This is a genomic window from Pseudomonas sp. TE4620 (genome assembly GCF_056279045.1).
Genome location: NZ_JBWBQO010000001.1, coordinates 3,332,174 through 3,344,975, shown reverse-complemented (window position 1 = coordinate 3,344,975; position 12,802 = coordinate 3,332,174). Strand labels below are relative to the sequence as shown.

Genomic DNA, 12,802 nt, shown 5'->3' with positions numbered 1-12,802 from the left:
AGAACGCCCATGGGCCTGTGAATACAGGATCAAACAACAGCTTATCGGCTTTTATTCCGGCAATCGCGCGGTGAAACTGGTAAAGTGCCGCGCGTTAATACTCAAGAGGATTGTTTCATGGCCACTAACCGTTCCCGCCGTCTGCGCAAAAAACTCTGCGTGGATGAATTCCAGGAGCTGGGTTTTGAGCTGAACCTGGATTTCAAGGAAGATCTGTCCGACGAAGCCATTGACGCCTTCCTCGATGCATTCCTGGCTGACGCCATGGATGCCAATGGTCTGGACTATGTTGGCGGCGACGACTTCGGTCTGGTCTGCAAGGCCAGCCGTGGTTCGGTCACTGAAGAGCAGCGCGCTGCTGTTGAAGCCTGGCTCAAGGGCCGCAGCGAACTGACCAAGATTGAAGTCAGCCCGTTGCTGGACGCCTGGTATCCGGAAAAACCGGTCACCCCGGCTTCCTGATCCTGCTGAAACGGCGGCCCCAGTGGCCGCCGTTTTCGTTTCTGCTCCCCCGCCGCCTGTTCAGGTGGTGCCGCTGGAACAGCGCTGCTCCGGCAAGTGTTCGTGCAAATACCCCTGTAATGCCTGCTCAAGCACCGAGAGGATGTGCAGGATCTGCCGTTGCCGACGCTCCAGCATGGCCGGCGCCAGGTTGGCCTGGCAATCGGCCTCGAGCTGTTCGCAGGCGTGGATCAGGCCGTTGGCCTGAATGATCCGCGCCGGGCCGAGAATCTTGTGCGCCTGGCTCATCATTTGCGCTACATCGCGGCCAGGGTCGAGCGCCTTGAGTTGGGCGCCGTCGCGCTTGAAGCTGCGCAGCAGTTCTTCAAGCAACTGGCGCAGGTCGTTGATGCTGTTGCCGACCACAGGCTCCAGCCCTTGCAGATCGAACGGCAACTGCGCAGGGGGCGCCGGCCGGGCGCTCATCAGTGGCGCCCGGGCCAGGCGCTGGCCCAAGGCGTTGAGGCTGATAGGCTTGAGCAAACAATCATCCATGCCGACCTGGCGACAACGTTCGCGCACTTCCGGCTGGGCATTGGCGGTGTAGCCGAGAATGGTGCAGGGTGACCATTGGTACTGTCGCTCGTGGTCGCGCAACGCCTGGGTGAACTGGTAGCCGTTCATTTGCGGCATGTTGCAGTCGACGATTACCACATCGAAGTGCGCCTGACGCCAGGCATTGAGGCCGCTGAAACCATTGTCGGCACTGGCGTGTTCGAGCCCGAGAAAGTTCAACTGCTGGGCGATCAGCAGCAGGTTTGCCGGATGGTCATCGATCACCAGGATCCGCAGCGCTGGCAGCACCGCACAGGGCACCGCTACGGGGGAGTCCGGCTTGGCCGTTTCAGCCAGCAGGGTCAGGGGCATGCTGATGCACGCACGGGTGCCCTGGCCGAACACGCTGTGCAAGCTCAGGTTGCCGCCCATCGACTGGCACAGGTCGCGGCTGATGGTCAGGCCCAGGCCGGTGCCGCTGCGGGCCAGGTTGCTGTCCGGATCGGCCTGGGCGAAGGGCAGGAACAGGCGCTGCTGGTCTTGCGGGCGAATGCCGATGCCGCTGTCCTCGACCGTTATCTTCAGGGTCGGATGATCCGCTTGCGGGCCGGGCTCCAGAACCAGGTGCACGGTGACCTGACCCTGTTCGGTGAACTTGATCGCATTGCTGACCAGGTTGGAAAGAATCTGCTTGAACCGCAGCGGGTCGAGCAATACTTCGCAGCGTGCTTGCGTGGCGATGTCCAGGTTCAGGCGCAGGTCTTTCTGGCGGGCCACGCCATCGAACACGCGCCCGACCGACTCGACCAGCTCGGCCAGGTTAACGGGCTCTGGTGCCAGGCTCAGGTGGCCGGACTCGATACGGGCCATGTCGAGAATGTCGCCGATCAAGGCCAGCAGTTCTCTCGCCGAGTTGTAGGCCACTTCGATGGCCGGTCGGTCGATATGCCCCTGGTCGCCCCGTTTGAGGGTCAGTTCGAGCATGCCGATGATGGCGTTCATCGGCGTGCGGATTTCGTGGCTGATGGTCGCCAGGAACACGCTTTTGGCGCGATTGGCATCGTCGGCGCGTTGCTTGGCCAGGCGCAGGTCCTGGATCAGCTGGCGGCGCTCGCTGATGTCGATCCAGCCGCCAATGATGCCCTGTACTTCGCCAAGCGAGTCGCGGTAAGGCAGGATCCAGTGGTAGATGGTCAGTTCCCGTTCCCTGAGCAGCAGGGGCCGGTCAACGATCAGCGGAATGCCTTCGCGCATGACCTTCTGGTAATCGGCCTGGATCTGGCTGGCATAGCAGCTGTCGCCCAGGGTGCTGTCCTGGATGCGCTTGCCGAGGACGTCCTCAAGGCGCGCCTGCACCGCTTCCAGGTAACTGTCGTTGCAGCTTTGCAGCAACCCGGCACGATCGCGAACGTACATCGGGTGGGGGGTACCGTTGAGCAGTGCGCGCATGAACTCGAGCTGGTCGTTGAGGGCGCGCTCGGCGGCCTCGCGCTGCTTGATCTGGCGGCGCATCCAGGCGTTCCAGGCCAGCGACAGCAGCAACAGCAGGCTGGTGCCCAGTACAACCTGGAGGATCAGGCGCTGGTACTTCTGCCAATAGGCGTCGGTTTCGGTACTGTAGCCACGCCAGCGGCTGTTGATGATGCCCAGCTCTTCCGGGGCGATGCTCAGCAACGCCTTGTCGAGGATTGACGCCAGCTCCTGGGCGCCTCGCGCCGTGGCCATGGCGAAGGTCGCAGGCTCGGCGCCGACCGAGGCGCGGATCGTCAGGTCGCGCTGGGAGGCCAGGCTGAAGTTGGCGTTGATCAGCGCGGTGATGGCCGCATCGACATGCCCGCTGGCCAGCAGCGAGGTTGAGAAGAAGGTGCTTTCCGTTTCGATCAGCTGGATGCCGGGAAAACGCTGGCGCAAGTCTTCGAACAGCGGGCTGTCGCGGGTCAGGGCCAGGCGCCGGCCGTTCATCTGCTCCAGCGAGTCCGGCTGGTCGCTGCCTTTGCGTGTCAGTAGGACGTAGGAGTTTTCCAGGTAGGGGCGGCTGATCGCCAGGGTGCCCGCGCGCCGCGGGCTGGGGGAAATTGCCGCAATGACATCGGCCTGGTCATGGTTGAGGCGGTCGATCATGTCACTGATGCCGCTGGCCCGTTGTACCTCGAAACGCAACCCGGTGCGCAGGCGGATCAGCTCCAGCAGATCGGCGGCGATGCCGCGAAAATTGCCGGCGCTGTCAAAAAAGTCAGCGGCGCGGCGGTTTCGTTGACCACCACGCGCACCACCGGGTGGCCGCTGAGCCAGCGCTCTTCGCGTTGCGACAGCTGCAGCTTGCGGTCGGTGAGCAGCACGTCGCTGCCGGCGCTCCAGCGTTTGAAGATGCTTTCGCGGGTGCTGCTGGAGACGCTGTCGAGGGTGGCGTTGATCAGTTCCAGCAAAGGCTGGTTGTTGCGCTGCACGGCAAAGCTGAAACCGACCGGTTCGTGCTTGCCGAAATTGGCCATCTTGATGTTCTGCAAATGGCCCTGGTTGATCAGGTAATGGGTCGAGATGGTGTCACCGAGAAACACATCGGCCTGATCGAAGGCCACGGCGTTGAGGGCGTTCTGGTAGGAGGGGTAGGACTGGATGGTGGCGTCCGGGTAACTGGCCAGTACCTCGTCCATCGGCAGGTAGTGATAGACCATGCTCAGGCGCAGGCCGGCCAGGCCCATGTCGAGCGGGCGCGCCTCGTTCTCGCGAGTGACCAGCACCGGCTGGTCGACCGCGTAGGGCTTGGACAGGGCAATGCCGGGAGTTGCCGCCTCGTAGCCGTTGGTGCTGCCCAGCAGGTCGATCTGCCCTTGGGCCAGGGCCTTGACCGCATCCTGGCGGGTGGCGAAGCGCTTTACCTGGATGGGCAGGTCCAGGGCTGAGCCAATCAACCCGGCGAAATCGGCGGTCAGGCCTTCGTAGTCACGGCCGCTGGCGGTCATGTCGAACGGCGGGTAGTCCGGCGCTGAAGTACCCAGCACCAGCTGGCCCTTGCCCTTGATCCACAGGCGCTGGGCCGGGGTCAGCGACAGTTGCATGGCAATCGGCCCGGCCCGGCTGAACAGGGTGAACGGGCTGGCGGCGACTTCGTCTGCCTGCGTGACATGGCTCAGGCAGGCCAATACGCCGCACAACAACAGGGTCAGGCGCTGCCTAAGCATGAGTGGCCTCACACCAGTGCATTGCGTTTGGCCATTTCAATCAGTTCGACCAGCGAGCTGGCCTTGAGCTTTTGCATCAGCCGTTTCTTGTAGGTGCTGACAGTTTTGTTGCTGAGAAACATGCCCTGGGCAATTTCCTTATTGCTTCGGCCTTGGGCAAATAGTTGCAGCACCATTAACTCGCGGTCATTGACCTGTTTGAAAAGGTCCAGTTCCGAGGCGCAATCTTCGTGTTTGCGTGGCGGATTGATCGCTTGGCTGGGGAAGTAGTTATAACCGGAAAGCACCGCTTTTATCGCACTGAGCAGTTCACTGAGATCTTCTTGTTTGCACACATAGCCGGCAGCACCGGAGTGCATGCAGCGAATGGCAAAGAGTGCCGGCGATTGTGCGGTCAATATCAGGATTTTCAGCGGGATGCCCATGGCGTGAAAGCGTGAGAGCACTTCCAGCCCATCGAGCCGGGGGATGCTGATGTCGAGGATGATCAGGTCCGGCAGGCATTCGCGGACCATTTGCATGGCGTCTACGCCGTTGTCCGATTCGCCGACGACGCGATAGCCCTCATTCTCCAGAAGCATGCGCACCGCCAGGCGGATGACCGGGTGATCGTCGACGATGAATACAGAGTACATGGTGAAGTTTCCATAAAGGTGCCAGAGGGAGAAACGGCACCTTAGCGCAGATAGAACAGGTCGCACATGAACTCAAGGGGAGTTAAATGATATATAGGAAAAGTCCTACTGGTTTTGAAATGTAGGATTACAGGGGTTTCTGTATGGTGGCAGTGTCAATAGTGTTGATAGTAAGTTGATGTTGCGAAGGATAAGGTAAGTTTATTGTTGTTTGCAGTGTGTAGGTGGTTTCTCACATCTTATCGGCGAAATCGTACTGCCCGAATGCCGGGCAGTACGCTGTGGTCGCGATCAGGTCGGGCTTGAGCGGCCGGTCATTTCGCGGGCCATTTCGCTGGCATAGCTGTCGGTCATCCCGGCGATGAAGTCGATCATGCGCAGGAACGAGCTGTGCAGCGAGGCGTCAGGGTCGGGTGCGTTCTTGCCGAGCAGGTCGAGGATGCGCCGGCTCTTGAACGACGGCGTGCGTCCGCCATGTTGCTCAAGGGCCGCCCCACAGAACGAGTTGAGCAAAATCTCCAGGGTGGTGTAGGCGCCAATTTCGTGCAGGGTCTTGCGTTTATCCTGGAAGATTTTCTTGCGCGCAATGTCCTTGGCCTGCAGCACGCAGCGTTTGGCCGGGCCGTGCATGTGTTCGACCAGATCGCCGCCTAGGGTGCCGGCCAGCAGGGCGTCCTGTTGCTCGACAAAGGCACGCGCGGCGGCGTTGGTCAGATGTTCGATGGCCTTGCCACGCAGGATCGCCAGTTTGCGTCGGCGCGAATCGTCGGGGCCCAGCTGGCGATAGGTTTCCGGCAGGTCGTCGCCCACCAGGCTGAGCAACAGCGACTCGACCTCGGCATAGTCGAGCAGGTCCATTTCCAGGCCGTCCTCGAGGTCGATCAGCGCATAGCAGATGTCATCGGCGGCCTCCATCAGGTACACCAGCGGATGACGCGCCCAGCGTTGCTCTTCAAGCTGCGGCAGACCGAGCTTGCGGGCGATCTGTTCAAGCAGCGCCAGTTCGCTCTGGTAGCAACCGAACTTGTGCTTCTTGTAGCCCAGGGCGTCGGCATGGCGGGCGGTCCAGGGGTACTTGAGGTAGGTGCCGAGGGTGGCATAGGTCAGCCGGGTGCCGCCGTCGAACTGGTGGTATTCGAGCTGGGTAAGCACGCGAAAGCCCTGGGCGTTGCCTTCGAAGTTGAGGAAGTCGGCGCGTTCGGCCTCGCTCATGGCGTCGAGCCAGCCACGCCCGGCGGCCTGCTGGAACCAGTGGCGGATGGCGTCTTCGCCGGAGTGGCCGAACGGCGGGTTGCCGATGTCATGGGCCAGGCAGGCGGACTGCACGACCATGCCCAGGTCGCTGGGTTCGCACCATTGCGGCAGGCTGGCGCGCAGGGTTTCGCCGACGCGCATGCCCAATGAGCGGCCGACGCAGCTGACTTCCAGGGAGTGGGTCAGGCGGGTGTGGATGTGGTCGTTGCTGGACACCGGATGAACCTGGGTTTTGCGCCCCAGGCGGCGGAAGGCGCCAGAGAAGATGATCCGGTCGTGGTCTTTGTGGAACGGGCTGCGGCCGAGTTCTTCGGGGCTGTGCAGGGGTTTGCCGAGGCGTTCGCGGGTGAGCAGGGTGTGCCAATCCAAGGCCATTTCTCCGGTGCGGGGGGCAGGGGGGTAGCTTCGGGGTTTGGCGCTGGGGGTGCAAGTGGCTTGGTGGGCTTATCCGTTTGGGGGGGGGATCTGCGGGCCCCTTCCGCCCTTACGGCGGCTTACTTTTTTCAGTCGAAAAAAAAGTAAGCAAAAATTCTCGCCCCACCAGTGGGCCCTGCGCTGCGCTTCGGGTTCCCTCGCTCCGGCGTCGCTACGGGGCATTGCGAACTACGAGTTGCAAGCAACTCTACGTTTCGCAACTTCGGCTAACGCCGAAGGTGCTGCGCACTCGCCCCTTCGCAACACCTGCACTCGGCCCTTCTGGTTAACGGGGCCGGTGGATCAAGATCAAAAGCAGATCAAGATCAAGAGCACAATTCGCTTCGCTCTTGCTAAGCGTGTACTTCTGTGGGAGCGGGCTTGACCCGCGATCGAGCGCGCAGCGGTCGTAGTTCAGGCGCTGCACTTAACGCTTGCTACCAGCCCCTTGCATGGCCAGCTTCAACAATGGAATCAAGCTGGTCCCCAGGCGCACCAGGCGGCTGACGCTGCCGCTGCGGGCGCCTTTGCCGGTCAGGAAACCCAGCAGCACCACGGCGCCAATACCCCACAGCGGCGCGTGCTTGATACCCAGGCCGCCTTGCAGCGAATCGCCCATGGCGCGCAAGCGGGTCAGGGGGTTGAGCAGTTGCCCGGATTCGTGGCGAATTTCCTGGCGGTGCATCTCCAGGCGCAGGCGTACCAGGGCCTTGCGCAATTCGCGGCGGTTGGTGGTTTGCGGCAGTTCTGGCAGGCTCATGGCAACAGGCGCTCCCGGTCCTTGGCAAGTTCTTCGAGGGTCGAGCTGAACGGCGACGATTCATCGAACACCGCTGCCTTCAGGCGCAGGCCGCAAAACACTGCGGCAAGCCCGTAAAACACGCACAGGCCGATGATGCCGGCCAGGCGGTAGCTGTCCCAGAGCATCACCAGCACCAGGCCGGAGAGGGCGGTCAACAGCAGCAGGGCAAACACCAGGGCAAGCCCGGCGAACAGCAGCAGGCTCAGGGTTCGGGCTTTCTGCTCCTGCAGCTCGATGCCGAACAATTCGACATGCCCATGCAACAGGCCCAGTACTGCCGCGCCCAGGCGCTTGCTGGAGGGGCCGGCACCGGCCAGTGGTTCGCTTTCCATGCTCGGTCCTCAGCGGCGGGTGGCCAACAGGCCGATCAGAAACCCTACGCCGGCGGCAATGCCGATCGACTGCCAGGGGTTGCTCTGCACGTAGTCTTCGGTGGCGCTCAGGGCCGCCTGGCCGCGCTCGCGGACCGAGTCCTGGGTCAGTTGCAGGGTTTCCCGGGCGCGCAGCAGGCTGTCGTGGATCTGCTCGCGCAGGTCATCGGCCTGATCACCGGCCAGGGTTGCAGTGTGTTCCAGCAGCTTCTCGGTATCGCGTACCAGGGCCTGGAAGTCAGCCATCAATATGTCTTGAGCAGTCTTTGCCGATTTGCTGGCCATGGGGCTCTCCCTAACAGTGTGTGTGGCTATTTCGAGTCGTGGGCGCGGGCGAAGGTTCAAGTGCAATTGGCTGGTACAGCTTTTGCTTTGCCTTGGTGCGCCAGGACCGGTGCCCGCGCCGATTGTGGGCGCGGGCCCTTACCGGACCTGTAAACCTTAACCCAATCCACGACAAACCCAAGGAAAAACTCCCGTATCACCCGGATCGGCCAGGGAGGTGGCCGTCACAACGATCCAGGCTGGTGCACCAAGGAGTACTTCTGGGCTGTCTTGGTGCTTTTTTTTGCAGGCCTGCCGACTCCATGGAAAATTTGCAAAGCGCGGTGGACACCCTGGTCCACGGTTCCAACACGCTGTTCATCCTGCTGGGGGCGGTGATGGTCCTGGCCATGCACGCAGGCTTCGCCTTCCTCGAGGTGGGCACGGTGCGGCACAAGAACCAGGTCAATGCCTTGTCGAAGATTCTCAGCGACTTTGCCGTCTCGACCCTGGCGTACTTTTTTGTCGGCTACTGGATTTCCTATGGCGTGAGTTTTCTCCAGCCGGCCCAGGTATTGAGCCAGGAGCATGGCTATAGCCTGGTGAAGTTCTTCTTCCTGTTGACCTTTGCCGCAGCCATTCCGGCGATTATCTCCGGTGGCATTGCCGAGCGGGCGCGCTTTGCCCCGCAATTGTGCGCCACGGTGCTGATCGTTGCCTTCGTCTATCCGTTTTTCGAAGGCATCGTCTGGAATGGCAACTTCGGCCTGCAAGCCTGGCTGACGGCACGCTTTGGCGCAGGCTTTCATGACTTTGCCGGCTCCGTGGTGGTGCATGCCATGGGCGGCTGGCTGGCGCTGGCGGCGGTATTGTTGCTGGGGCCGCGCAACGGCCGCTATCGCGACGGCAAGCTGGTGGCCTTTGCGCCGTCGAATATTCCGTTTCTTGCCCTGGGTTCGTGGATTCTGATTGTCGGCTGGTTCGGCTTCAACGTCATGAGCGCGCAAACCCTGCAAGGGGTTAGTGGCCTGGTGGCGGTCAATTCCTTGATGGCCATGGTCGGCGGTACTGTCGCCGCCTTGCTGGTCGGGCGTAACGACCCGGGCTTCCTGCATAACGGCCCGCTGGCCGGGCTGGTAGCGGTGTGCGCAGGTTCTGACCTGATGCACCCGGTGGGGGCGCTGGCCACCGGGGCGATTGCCGGGGCCTTGTTTGTCTGGTGTTTTATTGCCGCGCAGAACACCTGGAAGATCGACGACGTACTGGGCGTGTGGCCGCTGCATGGTTTGTGCGGGGTATGGGGCGGGATCGCCTGTGGAATCTTCGGTCAGAGCGCGCTGGGTGGTTTGGGTGGGGTGAGCCTGGCCAGCCAGCTGATCGGCAGCCTGGCCGGGGTGCTGGTGGCGTTGCTCGGTGGCTTTGCCGTATATGGCAGCATCAAGTTGCTGCACGGCTTGCGCCTGAGTCAGGAGCAGGAGTACTACGGCGCCGACCTGTCGATTCACAAGATCGGCGCCACCAGTCAGGACTGAACGGCTCAGCGCCCGGCGAGCAAGCGCGCCTCGCAGGCTTCTACCGCGCTCAATGGGCCGCTGACCAATACGGCATCGCCGGCGTGCAGGCAGGTGCCGGTGTCGACATTCAGCTCCTCGCCCTGGCGCTGTACCGCCTGCAACTCAACGCCCAGTTGCTCCAGGCCCAGCTCGCTCAAGGGACGACCGCAGGCGTAGGCTTCGGCGCCGAGGTTGACTGCGTGCATCATCGCCTTGGGCAGGCCCTCGCTGTCGACCGGGCTGGTCTGGGCGCCATGGTAGAAGGCATGCAGCAAGCGGTAGCGGGTTTTGCGCACTTCATCGACACGCTGCTGCACCTGCTCTTGCGGCAGGCCGAGCATGACCAGGGCGTGGGAGGCCAGCATCAGGCTGGATTCAAGCAGCTCCGGGACCACCGCCGTGGCGCCGGCGGCGCGCAGTTCTTCACGCTGGCTGTCATCACGGGTGCGCACCAGGATCTGCACCTGGGCGTGCCGCTCGCGGGCGGCTTTCAACACGCTCAGGGCAATGTCGGTCTTGTCCACGGCAATCACCAGCAGGCGCGCGCGTTCAAGGCCGATGGCGGTGAGCAGTTCGCCGCGCCGCGAGTCGCCGTAATGCACGCAGTTTTCCCCGGCGGCAGCTTCCTGAACGCGCACCGGGTCGTCATCCAGGGCAATGAAAGGGATGTTCTCGCGCCGCAGGAATCGCCCGATCGATTGGCCGACGCGGCCGTAGCCGCAGATCAGCACGTGGCCATTCATTGCCGCGCTTTGCGCTTCGATCTCTTCCAGGTGGATCTCCTGGTTGGGCTTGCGGTGCAGGCGGGCGGCGATGCTCGGCGCTGCGCGCAGCAGTAGCGGGGTGACCAGCATCGAGCAGAAGGTCGCGGCCAGCAGCAGGTTGCCCAGCTCTTCTGGCAGCAGGCGGGTCTGTTGCATCTGCGCCATCAGGGCGAAACAGAACTCGCCACCCTGGGCCAGGGCCAGGCCGCTGCGCCAGGCGGTCTCGGCATCACTGCCGCGCAAGCGCACCAGGGCGGCCACCACCACACCTTTGATCAGCAGCAGGGCGAGGGTCAGGGCAAGCAGTTGCCAGCCGTGGCTGGCGAACAACTGCAGGTCGATGAGCATGCCGATACTGACGAAGAACAGCCCGAGCAGAATGTCGCGGAACGGGCGGATATCGGCTTCGATCTGATGGCGATAATTGCTTTCACCCAGCAACATGCCAGCGAGAAACGCGCCCAGGGCCGGGGACAACCCCAGCAGGTGGGTCAGCCAGGCGGTCAACAGCACGATCACTAGCGCCAGCAAGACGAACAGCTCAGCTGAGTGCGAGCTGGCCACCTCATGGAACAGCCGCGGCAGCAGCCAGCGGCTGGCCAGCAGCAGGCCGAAGAAGAGGATCACGGTCTTGCCCAGGGTCAGCGGCAAAGCCCAGTACCAGGCCTGGCCGCCTTGACCGGCAAACACCGGGACCAGGGTCAGCAGCAGCACCGCCACCACGTCCTGGAACAGCAGCACGCCGATGGCATTCTGGCCATGGCTGCTGAAGATTTCGCCAAGGCTGGTCAGCTCCTTGCTGACGATCGCCGTCGACGACAGCGCCAGGCCTGCGCCGAGCATCAGGGCGACGTTGGGTTGCATACCGAGCAGCACCAGCAGGCCGGCGAGGAGGATGCTGGTGCAGATCACCTGCAGGCTGCCGAGGCCAAACACCACCTTGCGCAAGGCGAGCATTTTCGACAGGGAAAATTCCAGTCCCAGGGAAAACAGCAAAAACACCACACCCATTTCAGCCAGGTCCGGCAGCTCTTCGCTTTCGTTGACCCAGTCCAGGGCGGTAGGGCCGACGAACAGGCCGACACACAAATAGCCAAGTACCGGTGGCAACTTCAGGCGCCGGAAGAACGCGATGACGACCAGCGATGAGGCCAGGATGATCAACAGGTTGGCAAACACAAAACACTCCCTTGCGAAAACAGCGAAAAAACCATTAAGTCTGAACGACTTACGCGATTTGGCCGTTGATGTACATCAGCACTTCATTGCCGTTGGCCGGCTTCAGGGGCGGCGCTCGACTGGCCCCGATTGCAGACCTAGAATAATGATCCGTTCCTACAGATGCTGGTACCCATAAATGCCTCCTGAATGCCAATTGTTCGGCACCTTGGGTTGTCACCTGTGCGAAGTGGCCGAGGCGCTGCTGATGCCGTTTGTCGAGCATGGCCTGATGGTCGAACTGGTCGATATCGCCGAGCACGAGGGGATGATCGACACCTATGGCCTACTCATTCCGGTGCTGCGTAGATGTGATACCGGTGCAGAGTTGAACTGGCCGTTTGACCCTGAACAGGTGGTGACCTTCTTGCAGTAAAGCAGGGGGCGCGGGGAGCGGCTTCCTGTCGTGCGTTGATTCAATGGTGCGAGGACAATCCCTGGTGAATACACAACGCCAAGGAATGGTCCCATGCAGCTGTCCGCACATTTTTCCCTCGCCGAGATGATTACCTCGGAGACTGCCGCTCGTCGTGGTATCGACAATAACCCCGAAGCGCAGGTCATCAGTAACCTGCAACGACTGTGCACTGTGCTTGAAGAGGTTCGCCGCCTGGTCGGCCGGCCGATTAGAGTCAGCAGCGGCTACCGTTCGCAGGCCCTCAACAAGGCAATCGGTGGCTCGCCCAGGAGTGCGCATACCCTCGGCCTGGCGGTGGATATCAATGTGACCGGGCTGGCGCCGAGCGAACTGGCCAGGCGAATCAAGGACAGTGAGGTGATGTTCGATCAGTTGATCCTCGAATACGACCAGTGGGTGCACTTTGGCCTCAGCACGCAAGTGCCACGCCGTCAGGTGCTGACCATTCGCCGCGGTAGTGGCTACCTGCCGGGTCTGGTCTGACAGCTGTCGTCTGATTGACGCAGGCGACTTCTCTGAATACGCTGTATATAAATACAGTAAAGGGATGGCGCTTGCGTCGAGGGTCCGGATCAATGGTCAATGTCGAACAACTGAAATACTCCGTCAATCGCATGGCTGTCGAGGTCGTGAGTGAAGCGGTGCTCGAGTTGCGCCTTGACGGCCTGGTGCTGGAAGGCAAGACGCCGTTCAATAAAGTGCATTTCAATACCTGCTTCGCCGAGATCGAGGCGCTGTTCCAGCGCGCGGGTTACCACCGGCCGCTGGATGTGGTCGGTTACCAGGGGTTGTTGTACGCCCTTTACGACCCCGGCCGCTGGGAGGCGGTCGAGGTGCTGCGCTGGCTCAAGGAGTTCACCGAGGCTGCAGCCACCGAAGCTGGCTGAGCGGGCGGGCATGGGCGATAATGCCCGGTCCTTTCGTCCTGAGT

At 62.0% G+C, this 12,802-nt stretch carries 11 protein-coding genes and 1 pseudogene; 5 read left to right on the top strand and 7 right to left on the bottom strand.

Annotated features, from left to right (window positions below):
• Positions 1-117: 117 nt before the first annotated feature.
• Positions 118-462 (top strand): YggL family protein, encoded by a 345-nt coding sequence (locus ACZ9A3_RS15415; RefSeq protein WP_093380705.1) that lies wholly within the window; start codon positions 118-120, stop codon positions 460-462.
• Between the two features lie 60 nt (positions 463-522).
• Here ACZ9A3_RS15415 and ACZ9A3_RS15410 read toward each other — a convergent pair.
• The 6 genes and pseudogenes from ACZ9A3_RS15410 to ACZ9A3_RS15385 form a co-directional block, all read right to left on the bottom strand.
• Positions 523-4,178 (bottom strand): annotated as a pseudogene (locus ACZ9A3_RS15410) (transporter substrate-binding domain-containing protein).
• An 8-nt stretch (positions 4,179-4,186) separates the two neighbouring features.
• Positions 4,187-4,813: a response regulator transcription factor gene (locus tag ACZ9A3_RS15405; protein ID WP_045194987.1), complete on the bottom strand. Its 627-nt coding sequence runs from the start codon at positions 4,811-4,813 to the stop codon at positions 4,187-4,189.
• 291 nt (positions 4,814-5,104) lie between these two features.
• Positions 5,105-6,436 (bottom strand): deoxyguanosinetriphosphate triphosphohydrolase, encoded by a 1,332-nt coding sequence (locus ACZ9A3_RS15400; protein WP_093387412.1) that lies wholly within the window; start codon positions 6,434-6,436, stop codon positions 5,105-5,107.
• A 472-nt stretch (positions 6,437-6,908) separates the two neighbouring features.
• Positions 6,909-7,241, bottom strand: coding sequence for a hypothetical protein (locus ACZ9A3_RS15395; RefSeq protein WP_045194984.1), 333 nt, complete (start codon positions 7,239-7,241; stop codon positions 6,909-6,911).
• A complete protein-coding gene (locus tag ACZ9A3_RS15390) occupies positions 7,238-7,615 on the bottom strand; it encodes a phage holin family protein (protein ID WP_045194982.1) in 378 nt (125 codons plus the stop codon). The genes ACZ9A3_RS15395 and ACZ9A3_RS15390 overlap by 4 nt, the downstream gene beginning before the upstream one ends.
• Positions 7,616-7,624: 9 nt before the next feature.
• Positions 7,625-7,939, bottom strand: a complete 315-nt coding sequence (locus ACZ9A3_RS15385) for an ElaB/YgaM/YqjD family protein (RefSeq protein WP_045194981.1) — start codon at positions 7,937-7,939, stop codon at positions 7,625-7,627.
• 302 nt (positions 7,940-8,241) lie between these two features.
• On the opposite strand from ACZ9A3_RS15385, the gene ACZ9A3_RS15380 reads away from it, so the two are divergent.
• The gene (locus ACZ9A3_RS15380) at positions 8,242-9,450 is read left to right on the top strand and encodes an ammonium transporter (protein WP_045194978.1); all 1,209 of its coding nucleotides are present in this window, start codon (positions 8,242-8,244) and stop codon (positions 9,448-9,450) included.
• A gap of 5 nt (positions 9,451-9,455) precedes the next feature.
• Here the strand turns inward: ACZ9A3_RS15380 and ACZ9A3_RS15375 are convergent, their stop codons facing one another.
• A complete protein-coding gene (locus ACZ9A3_RS15375; protein ID WP_045194975.1) occupies positions 9,456-11,414 on the bottom strand; it encodes a monovalent cation:proton antiporter family protein in 1,959 nt (652 codons plus the stop codon).
• Positions 11,415-11,592: 178 nt separating this feature from the next.
• Here ACZ9A3_RS15375 and ACZ9A3_RS15370 point away from each other — a divergent pair, with 178 nt between their 5' ends.
• The 3 genes from ACZ9A3_RS15370 (at position 11,593) to ACZ9A3_RS15360 (ending at position 12,758) form a co-directional block, all read left to right on the top strand.
• A complete protein-coding gene (locus ACZ9A3_RS15370) occupies positions 11,593-11,829 on the top strand; it encodes a glutaredoxin family protein (RefSeq protein ID WP_123565427.1) in 237 nt (78 codons plus the stop codon).
• A gap of 93 nt (positions 11,830-11,922) precedes the next feature.
• Complete coding sequence (locus ACZ9A3_RS15365; protein WP_093380720.1) at positions 11,923-12,354, top strand: D-Ala-D-Ala carboxypeptidase family metallohydrolase; 432 nt, start codon at positions 11,923-11,925, stop codon at positions 12,352-12,354.
• Between the two features lie 92 nt (positions 12,355-12,446).
• On the top strand, positions 12,447-12,758 hold the full coding sequence (locus ACZ9A3_RS15360) for a hypothetical protein (protein WP_045194969.1): 312 nt from the start codon (positions 12,447-12,449) through the stop codon (positions 12,756-12,758).
• The last annotated feature ends 44 nt before the right edge of the window (positions 12,759-12,802 follow it).